At 72.8% G+C, this 14,555-nt stretch carries 10 protein-coding genes; 3 read left to right on the top strand and 7 right to left on the bottom strand.

Going from position 1 to position 14,555, the window contains the following annotated elements; genetic code table 11:
• Positions 1 to 16: 16 nt before the first annotated feature.
• The 7 genes from ACFVVL_RS25860 to ACFVVL_RS25830 all read right to left on the bottom strand — a co-directional run bounded on the left by ACFVVL_RS25860 (position 17) and on the right by ACFVVL_RS25830 (position 10,981).
• Complete coding sequence (locus ACFVVL_RS25860) at positions 17 to 1,036, bottom strand: LacI family DNA-binding transcriptional regulator (protein WP_387679112.1); 1,020 nt, start codon at positions 1,034 to 1,036, stop codon at positions 17 to 19.
• Between the two features lie 25 nt (positions 1,037 to 1,061).
• Positions 1,062 to 2,768: a glycoside hydrolase family 13 protein gene (locus ACFVVL_RS25855; RefSeq protein WP_387679109.1), complete on the bottom strand. Its 1,707-nt coding sequence runs from the start codon at positions 2,766 to 2,768 to the stop codon at positions 1,062 to 1,064.
• 61 nt (positions 2,769 to 2,829) lie between these two features.
• A complete protein-coding gene (locus ACFVVL_RS25850; RefSeq protein WP_380295225.1) occupies positions 2,830 to 3,741 on the bottom strand; it encodes a sugar ABC transporter permease in 912 nt (303 codons plus the stop codon).
• Between the two features lie 37 nt (positions 3,742 to 3,778).
• Complete coding sequence (locus ACFVVL_RS25845; RefSeq protein WP_387679105.1) at positions 3,779 to 4,780, bottom strand: carbohydrate ABC transporter permease; 1,002 nt, start codon at positions 4,778 to 4,780, stop codon at positions 3,779 to 3,781.
• Positions 4,781 to 4,895: 115 nt separating this feature from the next.
• Positions 4,896 to 6,173 carry an extracellular solute-binding protein gene (locus tag ACFVVL_RS25840; protein ID WP_387679102.1) on the bottom strand — a complete coding sequence of 426 codons (1,278 nt, stop codon included), beginning with the start codon at positions 6,171 to 6,173 and terminating at the stop codon, positions 4,896 to 4,898.
• Between the two features lie 308 nt (positions 6,174 to 6,481).
• A complete protein-coding gene (locus ACFVVL_RS25835; RefSeq protein WP_387679099.1) occupies positions 6,482 to 7,567 on the bottom strand; it encodes an aldose epimerase family protein in 1,086 nt (361 codons plus the stop codon).
• A 369-nt stretch (positions 7,568 to 7,936) separates the two neighbouring features.
• Positions 7,937 to 10,981, bottom strand: a complete 3,045-nt coding sequence (locus tag ACFVVL_RS25830) for an ATP-binding protein (RefSeq protein WP_387679096.1) — start codon at positions 10,979 to 10,981, stop codon at positions 7,937 to 7,939.
• Positions 10,982 to 11,275: 294 nt separating this feature from the next.
• On the opposite strand from ACFVVL_RS25830, the gene ACFVVL_RS25825 reads away from it, so the two are divergent.
• The 3 genes from ACFVVL_RS25825 (at position 11,276) to ACFVVL_RS25815 (ending at position 14,550) form a co-directional block, all read left to right on the top strand.
• Positions 11,276 to 12,223 (top strand): terpene cyclase, encoded by a 948-nt coding sequence (locus ACFVVL_RS25825; protein WP_380295235.1) that lies wholly within the window; start codon positions 11,276 to 11,278, stop codon positions 12,221 to 12,223.
• A gap of 239 nt (positions 12,224 to 12,462) precedes the next feature.
• Positions 12,463 to 13,986, top strand: coding sequence for an aldehyde dehydrogenase family protein (locus tag ACFVVL_RS25820; protein ID WP_387679093.1), 1,524 nt, complete (start codon positions 12,463 to 12,465; stop codon positions 13,984 to 13,986).
• 240 nt (positions 13,987 to 14,226) lie between these two features.
• Positions 14,227 to 14,550, top strand: coding sequence for a nuclear transport factor 2 family protein (locus ACFVVL_RS25815; protein WP_387679091.1), 324 nt, complete (start codon positions 14,227 to 14,229; stop codon positions 14,548 to 14,550).
• Positions 14,551 to 14,555 lie beyond the last annotated feature (5 nt).

Here is a 14,555-nt window from a genome sequence, read left to right as displayed (position 1 = left end):
CCCGCGGCGTACGGACTCAGCGCGCCCGGGCGCCGGTCGAGCCGCGCATCACCAGCTCCGGCTGGAACATGAACTCCCCGCGCTGCGCGGCGTTCCCGCCGACCTCCTCCAGCAGCGCGTCCACCGCCGCGGTGGCCATCGCCTCCACCGGCTGGCGGACGGTGGTCAGCGGCGGCTCGGTGAAGGCGATCAGCGGCGAGTCGTCGAAGCCGACCACCGAGACGTCCTGCGGCACCGCCAGGCCCCGCTGCCGGACCGCGCGGATCGCGCCGAGCGCCATCATGTCGCTGCCGCAGATGATCGCCGTGCAGCCCTTGTCGAGCAGCGCCCCGGCCGCCGCGTGCCCGCCCTCCACGCTGAACAGCGTGTGGTGGACCAGCCCCTCGGCCTCCTCGGCGCCGAGGCCCAGCACCTCCCGCATGGCCGCGGTGAAGCCCTCGATCTTGCGCAGCACCGGCACGTAGCGCTGCTGGCCGACGGCCAGGCCGATCCGCTCGTGGCCGAGTTCGGCCAGGTGCTGGACGGCCATCCACATCGCGGCCCGGTCGTCCGGCGAGATGAACGGCGCGTCGATGCGCTCGCTGTAGCCGTTGATCAGCACGAACGGTACCCCGCGCCCGGCCAGCCGGGCGTAGCGGTCGTGGTCGGCGGTGGAGTCGGCGTGCAGGCCGGAGACGAAGACGATGCCCGCCACGCCCCGGTCCACCAGCATCTCGACGAGCTCGTCCTCGGTGGAGCCGCCCGGCGTCTGGGTGCAGAGCACCGGTGTGAAGCCGTGCCGGCTCAGCACCTGCTCGATCACCTGGGCCAGGGCCGGGAAGATCGGGTTGCTCAGCTCCGGGGTGATCAGGCCGATCAGCCCGGCGCTGCGCCGGCGCAGCCGGGTCGGCCGCTCGTAGCCGAGCACGTCCAGGGCCGCCAGCACGGTCTGCCGGGTGGTGGCCGAGACGTTGGCCTTGCCGTTGAGCACGCGGGAGACGGTGGCTTCGCTGACCCCCGCCTGCGCCGCGATGTCTGAGAGTCGCGCCGTAGTCACGGTCCCAGAGCCTATTGCAACCACGTCAGACCGCCCACCAGTCGGTGCTGTCGGCGGCGAGCACCGCCTCGCCGTCCACCACGTCCGGGCCCGCGCCGGCGGAGGTGAGCAGCAGTCGGCCGGGGGCCGGTATCCGGACCGGGGCACCGGTGGTGTTGACGGTGCAGACGAAGGAGCCGCGGCGGAACGCCAGGGCGCCCTCGGGCGCGGGGAGCCACTGGACGTCGGCACCGGCGCCGAGGTCGGGGTTCGCCTTGCGGACGGCCAGGGCCGAGCGGTAGAGCTCCAGGGTGGAGGTCGGGTCGCCGGTCTGCGCCTCGACGCTGAGGGCAGCCCATTCGGCGGGCTGCGGCAGCCAGGACGGTCCGCCGGCGGTGGGGCCGAAGCCGTAGGGGGCCTCGGTGCCGGACCACGGGATCGGGACGCGGCAGCCGTCGCGGTAGCCGTCCTGGCCGGCCTTGCGGAAGAACGACGGGTCCTGGCGGACCTCGTCGGGCAGGTCGGTGACGTCCGGCAGGCCGAGTTCCTCGCCCTGGTAGACGTAGGCGGAGCCGGGCAGGGCGAGCATCAGCAGGGTGGCGGCGCGGGCGCGGCGCAGGCCGAGTTCGCGGTCGCCGGGGGTGCGGATCTGGGTGCCGAGGCCCGGCGGGTTGGCGAACCGGGTGGCGTGCCGGGTGACGTCGTGGTTGGAGAGCACCCAGGTGGTGGGGGCGTCGACGGGGCGCATCGAGTCGAGCGAGAGGTCGATCACGGCGCGCAGTTCGGCGGCGTCCCAGGAGGTGCCGAGGTACTGGAAGTTGAAGGCCTGGTGCAGTTCGTCGGGGCGCACGTAGTTGGCGGTGCGCCGGACGGTCGGGGTCCAGGCCTCGGCGACGCCGATCCGCTGTCCCGGGTACTCGTCGAGGATCGTGCGCCAGGCGCGGTAGATCGCGTGCACGCCGTCCTGGTCGAAGAAGGGCATGACGTCGTTGCCGAGCAGCTTGAGCTGGTCGGCGCCGCCGAGGTCGGGCAGGCCGGGGGCCTTGACCAGGCCGTGGGCGACGTCGATGCGGAAGCCGTCGACGCCCATGTCCAGCCAGAAGCGCAGGATGGAGCGGAACTCGTCGGCGACGGCCGGGCTGTCCCAGTTGAAGTCGGGCTGCTCGGGGGCGAACAGGTGCAGGTACCAGTCGCCAGGGGTGCCGTCCGGGTTCTCGGTGCGGGTCCAGGCGGGGCCGCCGAAGATGGACTCCCAGTCGTTGGGCGGCAGTTCGCCGTTGTCGCCCTTGCCGGGGCGGAAGTGGTAGCGCTCGCGCAGCGGGGAGCCGGGGCCCTCGCGCAGGGCGCGCTTGAACCACTCGTGCTGGTCGGAGGAGTGGTTGGGGACGAGGTCCACGATGATCCGCAGGCCCAGCCGGTGGGCGTCGCGGATCAGCGTGTCGGCGTCCAGCAGGGTGCCGAACATCGGGTCGACGGCCCGGTAGTCGGCGACGTCGTAGCCGGCGTCGGCCTGCGGGGAGGCGTAGAACGGCGAGAGCCAGACGGCGTCCACGCCGAGGTCGCGCAGGTAGGACAGGCGGCTGCGGATGCCGGGCAGGTCGCCCATGCCGTCGCCGTTGGAGTCGGCGAAGCTGCGCGGGTACACCTGGTAGATGACCGCGTCCCGCCACCAGCCTCTGTCCGCGGCGGCACCGGCCTCGTGAGCGGTGGCGTCGTCGGCGGGCCGGGAGGTGTCGGCCAGGTTCTGGGTCATGGACGGTATCCCTTGCGGAGTGTGGCGGGCGGAGCGGTCGGGACGTCGGCGGGGACGCCGGTCAGGACTTCGAGGCGCCGGCGGTCAGGCCGGTCACCAGGTGGCGCTGCACCAGGTAGAAGAGGGCCGAGGAGGGGATGGCGATCAGCACGGCGGTCGCGGCCATCAGGTTCCACTGGGCGTCGTGCTCGCTGACGAAGGTCTGGAGTCCGACGGCGAGGGTGTACTTGTCGGAGCTGAGCATGAAGGTGGAGGCGAAGGCGACCTCGGCCCAGGCGGTGAGGAAGGAGTAGAACGCGGCGACCGCCAGGCCCGGGCGGGCGAGCGGCAGCACCAGCCGCCAGAAGGTGCCGAACGGGGTGAGCCCGTCGACCCGGCCGGCCTCGTCGATCTCCACCGGGATGGTGTCGAAGTAGCCCTTCATCAGCCAGGCGCAGTAGGGCACGGTGGTGGTCGAGTAGACCAGGATCAGGCCGAGGTAGCTGTCCAGCAGGTCGAGCTCGGACAGGATCGTGTACATCGGCACGATCAGCACCGCGATCGGGAACATCTGGGTGACCAGCAGCGACCACATGAGCGGCCGGTGGCCGGGGAAGCGCATCCGGGAGACGGCGTAGCCGGTGGAGGCGGCGATCAGCACGCCGAAGACGGTGGTGACGCCGGAGACCAGGAAGGCGTTGCCGAACCAGGTGAAGAAGTCGGTGTCGAACAGCACCGTCTCGTAGTTCGAGAGGGTCAGCTTGTCGAGGATCTCGCCGGGGTGCAGGTAGTCGGTCTTGTCCGGGCCGAACGAGACGTAGAGGATCCACGCCACCGGGAACAGCGCGATCAGGCTGGCCAGGATCAGCGCGCCGTGCATCAGGGTCCTGGCGAGCGGGCCGGTGCCGCCGCGGCGGCGGACCTTGGCCGGCCGGGCGGCGGGGGCCGCGGACCGGGCGGCGAGGGGGGTGGGTCGGTCGGTGGTGGTGCTCATCGGGGTGCCTCCTTCGTGGTCGCTTGGTTGGCCGGGGTCAGCCGTTCGCCCGCTCGTTGCGGGCGAGCCAGCGGCGGTAGAAGGCGGTGAAGACGACCAGGATGGAGAGCAGGATGACGCCGTAGGCGGCGGACTGCGCGTAGTCCCGGGGCTGCTGGCCGAAGCCGAGCCGGTAGGCCCAGGTGACCAGCAGCTGGGCGTCGGGGGCGCCGTTGCCGAACAGCAGGAAGATGACGGCGAACTGGTTGAACGTCCAGATGATGCCGAGCAGGACGACGGTCGAGGAGACGGTGCGCAGGCCGGGCAGGGTGACGTGGCGGAAGCGCTGCCAGGCGGTGGCGCCGTCCATCTCGGCGGCCTCGTACAGCTCGGCGGGGATCGACTGGAGGCCGCCGAGCAGCGAGATCATCATGAACGGCACGCCGACCCAGGTGTTGACCATGACGGCGGCGGCCTTCTGCGCGGTCGGGTCGTCCAGCCAGCCGGGTTCGGGCAGGTGCAGGGCGGCGAGCAGGCCGTTGACGGCGCCGCCGTCGGCGAGCATCAGCCGCCAGGAGAAGACGGTGACGAAGGTCGGCACGGCCCAGGGCAGGATGAGCAGCATCCGGTAGACGGCGCGCCCGCGCAGCTTCTGGTTGAGCAGCAGGGCCAGGCCCAGGCCGATGGTGTAGTGGAGGCCGACGCAGAGCGCGGTCCAGGCGATGGTCCAGACGAAGTGCGACCAGAAGCGGTCGTAGGAGCCGGGGCCCCAGAGGATGTCGGCGTAGTTGTCGAAGCCGACGAAGCGGTAGCCCGCCGGGATCTCGTTGGCGCCGATCTTGCGGGCGACGTTGAGGCTGTTGGCGTCGGTGAGGGTGAGCCAGAGGCCCTCGGCGAGCGGGTAGAGCACCAGGACGCCGAGCACGAGCACGACCGGCGCGATCATCGCGTAGGCGTACCAGTGCCTGGCGTACGAGCGCTTGACGCGTTCCATCAGGCCCGGACGCGGATCGCGCTGCCGGCTGCCCTTGCCGGTGGCGCCCTGCACGGCGACTGACATTGTTCGACACCTTCTCGGGGGAGGTCCGCCGCCTCGCTTCGGCGACTGCTGTGACGGGTCCGGCCGTCCGGGCCGCCGGGGGAACGGCGGACCGGACGGCTGGGTGGGGGGTGGACTACTTGGCGAAGCCCGGGAGGAGCTTGGCGTAGTCGGTGGCGACGGTGTTCAGGCCGTCCTGGGTCGCGGTGCCCTGGACGATCTTGCCGAGGTTGGTGCCCAGCGACGCGAACAGCGAGCTGTACTCGGGCAGTTCGGGGCGCGGCTTGGCGCTCGACAGGACCGCCTGGAAGCCGGCGATGCCGGGGTCGGCCTTGACCTCGGGGGTGAAGGCGTCCTCGCGGGTCGGCAGGGTGGAGTTCTTCTGCGCGATGAAGGCCTGGCTCTCGGCCGAGGTCATGAAGGCGGCGAACTTCCCGGCGGCGGCCTTGTGGGCCTTGTCGGCGCCGGCGTAGACGGAGATGTTGTGGCCGCCGGTCGGGGCGCCGCCCTTGCCGGCGGAGCCGCCCGGGACCGGGGCGATGCCCAGGTTGGCCTTGTCGGCGAAGGCGGAGCCCTTGTAGATGTTGGTGATCTCCCAGGGGCCCTGGACGATCGCCGCGACCTTGCCGCTGTTGAAGGCGTCCATCATGTGCGCGTAGGCGTCGGTGGTGACGTCGGCCTTGGCGGTGCCGGGCGCGGTGAACAGGGACTTGTAGGTCTCGATCGCCTTGACGGCGTCCGGCCCGGCGACGGTGATCTTCTTGCCCTTGGCGTCGACGGTGTCGGTGCCCTCGCCGAACAGGAACGGCATGGCGTAGTAGCCGTCGGCGGCCTTCAGCCAGAAGCCGTCGACGCCGGCCTTCTCCTTGACCGCGGCGGCGGCGGTCTTGAGCTCGTCCCAGGTGGTGGGGGCGGCGGTGATGCCGGCCTTGGCGAAGAGCTCCTTGTTGTAGAGCAGGCCGAGGGTGTCGGTGACCAGCGGCACGCCGTAGAGCTTGCCCTCGTAGCTCGCCTGCTGGATCAGGCTGGGCTGGAACTTGGCGGTGTCGGCGGCGGCCGGGGTGCCGTCCAGCGGCTCCAGGTAGCCGGCCTTGGCGAACGCGGCGGTCCAGCCGACCTCGGAGCGGAACACGTCCGGAGCGCCCTTGGCGCCCATCGCGGTCTGGAGCTTGTTCTGCGCCTGGTCGAAGGGCACGTTGACGAAGTCGACCTTGACGTCCGGGTTGGCGGCCTCGAACTTCTTGACGAGCTCCTGGTAGTTCGGCGCCTCGTTGGTGGCGTTCGAGGTGTCCCAGTAGGTGAGGGTGACCGGCCCGTCGGCCTTGCCGTCGGAGCTGGAGCCGCTGCTGCCACAGGCAGCCATCGAGACCGCGAGGGCCACAACGAGGGCAGAGGCCGCGATGCCACGCCGCATGAGAACTCCTTGGAGGGTGGGGGTGCCCGAAATGACCGGAGACAGGCGCATAATGGCTGCCTTGCCTCGCGCCGACCGCACCGTTGCTGCCGCCGGGCCCGCAAGGAAGTTAACAGCGGGGCAACAGTTGCGGAAAGACCTTGCAGAAAGTTTCTGCAAGAAACGCCGATCGTTACATCGGCGTGTCCTCCGCGTTGCCGCACGGTCGTTGACAGTCGGGCATGTCGCCACACTTTGTACGGTTTGCCCCGGTCGGCCGTCGCCGCCGGGGCCACCCTCCGTGAGGAAAGCCTCTTGCAGCGCCTCCGTCAGCCGGTGGTTCCGAGCCGCAGCACGGTGGTCGAACGGAACTCCTCGCCCGGGCGCAGCTCGGTGCTCGGGAAGGCCGGGTGGTGCGGGGAGTCCGGGAAGTGCTGGGTCTCCAGCGCGATCCCCGCGAACGGCCCGTACGGCACCCCGCGCGCGCCGGTGACCCGGCCCTGGAAGGTGTTGGCGGTGTAGACCTGGATGCCGGGCTCGGTGGTCAGCACCTCCAGGGTGCGGCCGCTGGACGGGTCCTCCAGCAGCGCCGCCCGGGCCGGGGTGCCGTCCGCCGGACGCGGCCGCAGCACCCAGTTGTGGTCGTACCCGCCGGGTCCGGTCAGCTGCGGGTGGCCGTCGTGCAGCGACTTGCCGATCGGCCGGGCGGTGGTGAAGTCGAACGGCGTCCCGGCCACCGGCTCGATCCGGCCGTCGGGGATCTGCCGCTCGTCGGCGGGGGTGAAGCCGTCGGCGTCCAGGGTGAGCAGGTGGCCGAGGACGTCCCCGGAGCCCTCGCCCGCCAGGTTGACGTAGGCGTGGTTGGTGAGGTTGACCACGGTCGGCGCGGTGGTCACCGCGTGGTAGCGGATCGCCAGCTCGCCGCCCGGGTCGAGGGTGTACTCGACGGTGACGTCGAGGGCGCCCGGGAAGCCCTGGTCGCCGTCGGGGCTGTGCAGCGCGAGCCGGACGCCGCCGGGCACCTCCTCGGCCGTCCAGATCCGGTGCGCGAAGCCGTCGGGACCGCCGTGCAGGGTGACCCCGCCGCCGGTCGGGGCGAGCTGGTGCTCCTCGCCGTCGACGGTGATGCTGCTGCCGGCGATCCGGTTGGCGTACCGGCCGACCACGGTGCCGTAGTGGCGCGCCGGGCCGAGGATGTCGGCGAGCCGGTCGGTGGAGAGCAGCAGCTGGGCGGGGCGGCCGTCGCGGTCCGGGGCGACCAGGGTGTGCAGGGTGGCGCCGAGGGTGAGCACGCTCGCCTCGTACGGTCCGGCGCGCAGCGTCCACCGCTCGATCGCGGCGCCCGCGCCCGAGGGTTCGAAGGGCTCGCGCCGCACGCTGGTGGTCTGCGGCCCGTTCGCCGGGGGCGTCGCCATGGCCTGCTCCTCACTGGCGGGCCACGGGAGCGCGCCCGCCCTTTCGCCGGGGTGCCGGGCCCCGCATGGGCCCGGGTCGGCGTCAGCCTAGGGCCTGTCCCCCGGATTTCGTCGGACCGGGCCGCGGCTCCCCCGGCCGTCGGCGACCGGCGGCGACGCGGCGCGGGGGTGCCCGCCGGCCGAAGGCCGGGGGCGTGCGTGCCCTGGCGTCGCGGGCCCGGCAGGGAGCCAGGCGACGGGCCGCGAGCCGCAGCGGACGACGCGGGGGCGCTCATCGAGTGCCCGCGCGCCGTCCGGTGCGCCGTGCGCTGCGGCCGGGAGGACGGCCGGGCGTGTCGCCGTGGGACCCGCCCGGTCGCCGGGACCGGTTCAGCGGCCGGCGCCGAACCCGCCCTCGTCCCCGTGCGCGCCGCCCGGCCGGTCGACCGGGTCGGAGCCGTCGCGCTGCGCGGGCGGCAGGCCGAGCGCCGCGGCCAGGCCGTCGGGGCCGCTGCCGGCCTTGCGGTAGACGGCGGCCAGCCGGCGGTTGACCAGGTTGAGCGGGAGCGCCAGGTGGTCGGCGATGCGCTGCGGCGGGATGCCCCGCACGGCCAGCTCGGCGACGTCCCACTCCGGCTGGCTGAGCGTCTCGCGCACGTCGCCGAGCCGGTTGGGCCGCAGGCCGTAGTTGGCCAGCTCGCGCCGGGCCCGGTCGACCAGCCCGTCGGCCGCGCAGTGCTGGGCCAGTTCGATGCCCTGGTAGAGGTGCTCCTGGGCGTCCTCCAGCCGGCCGACCCGGCGCAGCGCGGCTCCGAGGTCGACCAGGGCGACGGCGTGCTCGTAGCCGGCCGGCGACTGGCCGAGGTGGGTGACCGCCCGCTCCAGCAGTTCGACCGCCTGCTGGCCGTCCTCGATCTGGGCATGCAGCCGCAGCGCGGTGCCGATCGCCGAGGCGGTGCCGAACCGCTCCGCGTCGACGACCGAGCGGCGGGCGTACGCGCGGGCCCGCTCCGGCTCGTCCGCGGCGAGCGCGATGGCCAGGTGGCCGGCCCAGGGCGCCCAGACCGTGTTGTGCCAGCCCCGGACGTCCAGCTGGGCGCCGGCCTCGGTCAGCGCGGCGGCCGCGCCGGCGGGCCGGCCGACGGCGAGCAGCAGCTTGCCGTACAGCGAGGCGGCGTCGGGCAGCACCATCGCGGTGGCGTGGTACGGCGGGTGGAAGCCGAACTCCAGGGCGAGTTCCCAGGCCTCCTGGCTGCGGCCGCGGGCGATCAGGGTGTCGATCAGCACGCCGACCGCGTCCCAGGCGAGCGGCAGCTTGGAGCTGATCCGCTCGGACAGCCGCAGCGCCCGGCGCAGGAAGTCCTCGGCCTCGGCGAGCAGGCCGCGCCGGAACCGGGCCAGGCCCATCAGGAAGTAGGCGAAGCCCCGGTGGGCACCGCTCCAGCCCGCCACCTCGAACTGGACGATGGCGTCCGAGAAGAGCCGCTCGGCCTGGGCGATGCGGTCGTTGTAGGTGTAGGACAGGCCGAGCGTGGCGGGCAGTTCGAAGCCCCAGGTGTTGTCGGTCCAGCCGAGGCCCTTGGGCAGCCGGCCGTTGTCCAGCACGTCGTCGGCGTGCCGCAGCACCTCGGCCGAGGGCTCGCCGCGCAGGGTGAGGTCCCAGGCCCGCAGCGCCAGGACCGCCCGGTCGGCCGCCTCCCGCCCGGTGAGGCTCTCGCACAGCGCGCCGAGCCGGGCGGAGCGGGCCGGTCCGTCCTCCTCGGACTTGCGGTAGGCGTGCCACATGAACGACGCGGCCTCCAGCCGCAGCCGGCCCGCCGGGTCCCCGACGGTGCGCTCCGCCTCGTCCTGGCAGACCACCGCGGCCTGGCGCAGCTCGCCGCTGTGCGCGAGCACTTCGGAGAGCCGGAAGGTGGCGTCGACCCGCAGCGAGGGGCGCAGCGGTCCTTCGTCCGGGTCGAGCGCGAGCTTCAGCTGGTTGACGGTGGCGACGGGGTCGGTGAGCAGGGCGGAGCAGCCCAGCTCGTACAGCACCTCGGCGCGGTCCTGGTCGTCCGGCGGTTCGGCGAGCGCGCGGTGCAGGCAGCGCTGGGCCGCCTCGGGCGCGCCGATCAGCAGGTGTTCGGAGGCGGCCCGGCGGAGTTTGCGCACGGTGCGGTCGTCGCCCTCGCCCGCGAAGGTCTCCACCAGGTGGCGGGAGGCGGCGAGCAGGCCGAGTCCGGCGTTCTCGATCTCGGCGGCGGCCACGCCGTGCATGCCGGTGCGGGTGGCCTCGGGCATGGTGTTGTAGATCGAGCTGGCGATCAGCGGGTGGACGAATTCGAGGTTGCCGTTGGGGGTCTTGGTGAGGACGCGCTGCTTGCGCAGTTCCTTGATGGACTCGCGGGCGCCCTCGGCGCTCTGGGCGGAGATCCGGGTGGCGAGTTCGGGCTGGATGTCGGTGCCGAGCATCGCGGCGGCCCAGGCGAAGCGCAGGGTGGCGGCGCCGAGCCGGTCCAGCCAGGACTTGAGGGTCATCCCGGTGGCGTCGACGGCCAGTTCGCGCAGTTGCTGGGAGTTCTCCTCGACCGGTTCCAGCTCCTGGTCGCGGACCTGGTCGAGCAGGGCGACGACCTCGAAGGGGTTGCCGTTGACGACGTTCCAGAACTCGTAGCAGAAGGCGTCCTCGGCCCGCTCGCCGAGTTCGGCGCGGATCATGTCGGTGACCGCGACCAGGGAGAGCCGGCTCAGCTCGTGCCGGCGGGTGGCCAGCGCGGCGACGGCGCGCTGGTGCTCCTGGGACTCCTGCTGCCAGTCGGCGGTGTCGTCGCGGTAGGCGAAGACCAGCAGGACGGGCAGCTCGCGCGCCCGGACGGCGAACTGGGCCAGCCAGCTGAGCGATTCGGGGTCGGACCAGTGCAGGTCGTCGACGATCATCACCAGCGGGGCGCGCCGCGGGGCGAGCTGGGTGAGGACGAAGTCGAGGCCGTCGCGCACGCCCTGCGGGTCGAGGCGGCGGGCGCCCTTCCTGGGCTGCTTGAGGCCCATGGCCGGGCCGACGACCTCTTCCCAGGTGCCCATCACCTGGCTGAACTCGCCCGGTTCCAGGCTGCCGAGCACTGGCTGGAGGAGCTGACGCAGGACGTGGTAGGGCTCCTTGAACTGGCGTTCGCCGCCGCGGGCGAACAGCACGGTGGCGCCGGGGCGCAGTTTGGCGATCCGGCGGACCTCGTGCAGCAGGCTGGTCTTGCCGATGCCGGGCCGGCCGGAGAAGGTGAGCAGTTCGCCGATCTCGGTGCCGCCGGCCGCGAAGTCGCGGCAGAGCTTGTCCACCGCGGACTCGGCGGAGCGGAGTTCGGAGTCGCGGTCGCGCAGTCTGATGCGATTGGGGGCGCCTTCGGCCTCCCGCGCGCCCGGCTTCGCCTCCGCCCGGAATTCCCTGTCCCGCTCGGTCACCGTCGTGCCTCCGCCTCGCCGATCCCTGCTCGTGGAGCCGAGGTTAGCGCCGCAGGGGGCCTGGTGGAGTGTATTCACGCAGGCGAGGGGCGAGTTGAAGGGTTTGGAAGACCTGCCGAGGGCAATTGCCGTATATCCCTAACGTCGGATCATTGCATCAGATACTCTACGCCCCGCATACCAAGTTGATCATGCCATGACCATGTTCACCCCTCCGGCAGCGCCACCCCAACTCCCCCGCCCACGCCCGCAATACCCATCAGCATCCCCACCCTTCGCAGCTCCGGGAGTCCGATGTCTGACGACACCTCACTTCAGATTCCGTTCCCGCACCGTCGCAGCGACCACGGGCCGTACGCCACCGAACTGCACCGCGCCTGGCTGACCCGCCATCCGTTGCTGCCCGACCCGGCCCACCCGTCCTACGCCCACTGGGACGTCGTGGACCTCGCGGCGCTCGGCTACCCCGAGGCCGGGCCCGACGAACTCGCGCTCGCCGCCGACCTCATGGGCTTCTACTTCCTCTTCGACGACCAGTTCGACGGCCCGCTCGGCCGCCGCCCCACCGAGGTGGCGCCGATCTGCGACCGGCTGGTCGCCGTCCTGCACGGCGCGTCGCCCGACCGCGGCTCGCCCGTGGAGACCGCCTTCGCGGACCTGTGGGAGCGCAGCGTCCAGGGCATGCCGGCGCGCTGGCAGGCGCGCGCCGCCTACAACTGGGAGTACTACCTCGCCTCCCACCCCGCCGAGGCGGCCGGGCGGATCAGCCCGAACCCGCCGGACCGGGCCGGCTACCAGGTGCTGCGGCGCGGCACCGCCGCGATGGAGACCATCTTCGACATGATCGAGCGGCTCGGCCACTTCGAGGTGCCCCCGGCCGTGCTGCACCATCCGGTGCTGCGTCAGCTGCGCCAGCTCGCCGCCGACATCCCCTCGCTGACCAACGACGTGCGCTCGTTCCCGCTGGAGGCGCCGCGCGGCGACGTCAACAACCTGGTGATGATCGTGCGGCGGGAGCGGGACTGCTCGGCCGAGGAGGCGTGCGCCGTGGTGATGGCCGAGGCGCAGCTGATGGTCGAGCGCTCCCGGGAGCTGTACGAGGGACTGCCCGACGTCCACCGGGAGCTCGGCCTGGCCCGGGTCGAGCGGATCGTCGCCCAGCGCTACGCCGACGGGCTGGTCACCTGGCTGGCCGGCTACCTGAGCTGGGAGCGCCGCACCGGCCGCTACCAGACCGCCTGACCCGGCCCGCCCCGGGGCCGGCGGCCCGCGCCACCCTGCGTCGACCGATGCCGCACGGACCGTAGCCGAACCGGCCGCCCGCCGGTTAGGGTGCAACCCGGCGGACGCCCCGGCACGGGGGCGCCCGACCCGCGTGTGTGTCCGTACCCTCCGCCGGGCCGCCCCCTGCGCGGCCCGGCGCACCGCTCCGGCCCGCGTGGCCGGAGCGGTGCCCCGACAGCGCGAGGAGGCACCAGAACATGCCGGTCTACCAGCCCCCCGGGCAGCCCGGATCCATCGTCGGCTACCGCCCCCGCTACGAACACTGGATCGGCGGCCGGTGGACGCCGCCGGCCCTCGGCCGCTACTTCGAGAACCCCAGCCCGGTCACCGGCGAGGTCTTCACCGAGGTCGCCCGCGGCACCGCCGAGGACATCGAGGCCGCGCTGGACGCCGCCCACGCCGCCGCCCCGGCCTGGGGCCGCACCCCGCCCGCCGAGCGCGCCCAGGTGCTGCTGCGGATCGCCGACCGGATCGAGCAGAACCTCGAAGCCCTCGCCGTCGCGGAGAGCTGGGAGAACGGCAAGCCGGTGCGCGAGACGCTGGGCGCCGACCTGCCGCTGGCCGTCGACCAGCTGCGCTACTTCGCGGGCGCGCTGCGCGCCCAGGAGGGCGGTGTCTCGCAACTGGACGAGGACACCGTGGCCTACCACTTCCACGAGCCGCTGGGCGTGGTCGGCCAGATCATCCCGTGGAACTTCCCGATCCTGATGGCGGTCTGGAAGCTCGCCCCGGCGCTGGCGGCGGGCAACGCGGTCGTGCTCAAGCCCGCCGAGCAGACGCCGGCCTCCGTCCTGCTGCTGGCCGAACTGACCGCCGACCTGCTGCCGCCGGGCGTGCTCAACGTGGTCAACGGCTTCGGCCTGGAGGCCGGCCGCCCGCTCGCCTCCAGCGACCGGATCCGCAAGATCGCCTTCACCGGCGAGACCACCACCGGCCGGCTGATCTCGCAGTACGCGAGCGGCAACCTCATCCCGGTCTCGCTGGAGCTCGGCGGCAAGAGCCCCAACCTGTTCTTCGCCGACGTCGCGGCCGAACAGGACGCCTTCTACGACAAGACCGTCGAGGGCTTCGCGATGTTCGCCCTCAACCAGGGCGAGGTCTGCACCTGCCCCAGCCGGGCCCTGATCGAGTCCTCGGTGTACGACCGGCTGCTCGCCGACGGCCTGGACCGGGTGCGGGCGATGCGCCAGGGCAACCCGCTGGACACCGACACCCAGATCGGCGCCCAGGCCAGCGAGGAACAGCTGCGCAAGATCCTCTCCTACGTCGAGATCGGCCAGGCCGAGGGCGCCAAGGTGCTCGCCGGCGGCGAGCGGGCCGAGCTGGGCGGCGCGCTGTCCGGCGGCTACTACGTCACGCCGACGGTCTTCGAGGGCGTCAACGGGATGCGGATCTTCCAGGAGGAGATCTTCGGCCCCGTCGTCGCGGTCACCCGCTTCGAGGGCTTCGACGACGCGGTCGCGCTCGCCAACGACACCCTCTACGGGCTCGGCGCCGGCGTCTGGACCCGCAACGGCACCACCGCCTACCGGGCGGGGCGCGCCATCCAGGCCGGCCGGGTCTGGACCAACTGCTACCACGCCTACCCGGCCCACGCCGCGTTCGGCGGGTACAAGAACTCCGGCATCGGCCGGGAGGGCCACAAGGCCGTCCTGGAGCACTACCAGCAGACCAAGAACCTGCTCGTCAGCTACTCCCCGCAGGCCACCGGCCTGTTCTAGGCGGCGGCGCACCGCCGCACGGCCCCGGAACGCGGGGCGGGAAGCCGGGCCGGCCGGCTTCCCGCTCCGTACGCCACTCCCCGTGGCCCGGTCGGGGACCCCAGGGGGGTGAATCGCCCGTAGCGGGATCCAAGCACAGTCGGCCCCCGGAAATCCCCGACTCGCCGCCGACATGCGCGGCGAGTCCCCGCCGAGGTCCTAAACAGGAGTTCCGACCCGCTTCGACTCCTGGGAGACCGGATGACCATCGCCCCCGCCAAACTCTCCGACCCGACCGTGCGCGCCGCCGTCACCGCGATCAACGCCGGCGACCGGCAGGCCTTCGTCGACCTGCTCGCCCCGGACGCGACCATGTCCGACGACGGCTCCGAGCGCGACCTCCAGGACTGGATCGACCGGGAGATCTTCACCGTCCACGGTCACATGGAGGTCCGCTCCGAGTCCGACGGCGGCCGGGCCCTGGTCGCCGACTACCGCAACGAGACCTGGGGCGAGATGCGCACCGCCTGGCGGTTCACCGTCGAGGGCGGCCGGATCAGCCACTTCGCGACCGGCCAGGCCTGACCCGC

Source organism: Kitasatospora sp. NPDC058115 (genome assembly GCF_042884635.1).
Classification (GTDB): domain Bacteria; phylum Actinomycetota; class Actinomycetes; order Streptomycetales; family Streptomycetaceae; genus Kitasatospora.
This window is presented reverse-complemented; position numbering and strand designations above follow the sequence as displayed.

What these genes read in the sequence shown, in the direction of transcription:
- ACFVVL_RS25850 (WP_380295225.1), bottom strand. Translation starts at nt 3,741, where the DNA reads ATGAGCACCACCACCGACCGACCCACCCCCCTCGCCGCCCGGTCCGCG.
- ACFVVL_RS25845 (WP_387679105.1), bottom strand. Translation starts at nt 4,780, where the DNA reads ATGTCAGTCGCCGTGCAGGGCGCCACCGGCAAGGGCAGCCGGCAGCGC.
- ACFVVL_RS25815 (WP_387679091.1), top strand. Translation starts at nt 14,227, where the DNA reads ATGACCATCGCCCCCGCCAAACTCTCCGACCCGACCGTGCGCGCCGCC.
- ACFVVL_RS25820 (WP_387679093.1), top strand. Translation starts at nt 12,463, where the DNA reads ATGCCGGTCTACCAGCCCCCCGGGCAGCCCGGATCCATCGTCGGCTAC.
- ACFVVL_RS25835 (WP_387679099.1), bottom strand. Translation starts at nt 7,567, where the DNA reads ATGGCGACGCCCCCGGCGAACGGGCCGCAGACCACCAGCGTGCGGCGC.
- ACFVVL_RS25825 (WP_380295235.1), top strand. Translation starts at nt 11,276, where the DNA reads ATGTCTGACGACACCTCACTTCAGATTCCGTTCCCGCACCGTCGCAGC.
- ACFVVL_RS25855 (WP_387679109.1), bottom strand. Translation starts at nt 2,768, where the DNA reads ATGACCCAGAACCTGGCCGACACCTCCCGGCCCGCCGACGACGCCACC.
- ACFVVL_RS25840 (WP_387679102.1), bottom strand. Translation starts at nt 6,173, where the DNA reads ATGCGGCGTGGCATCGCGGCCTCTGCCCTCGTTGTGGCCCTCGCGGTC.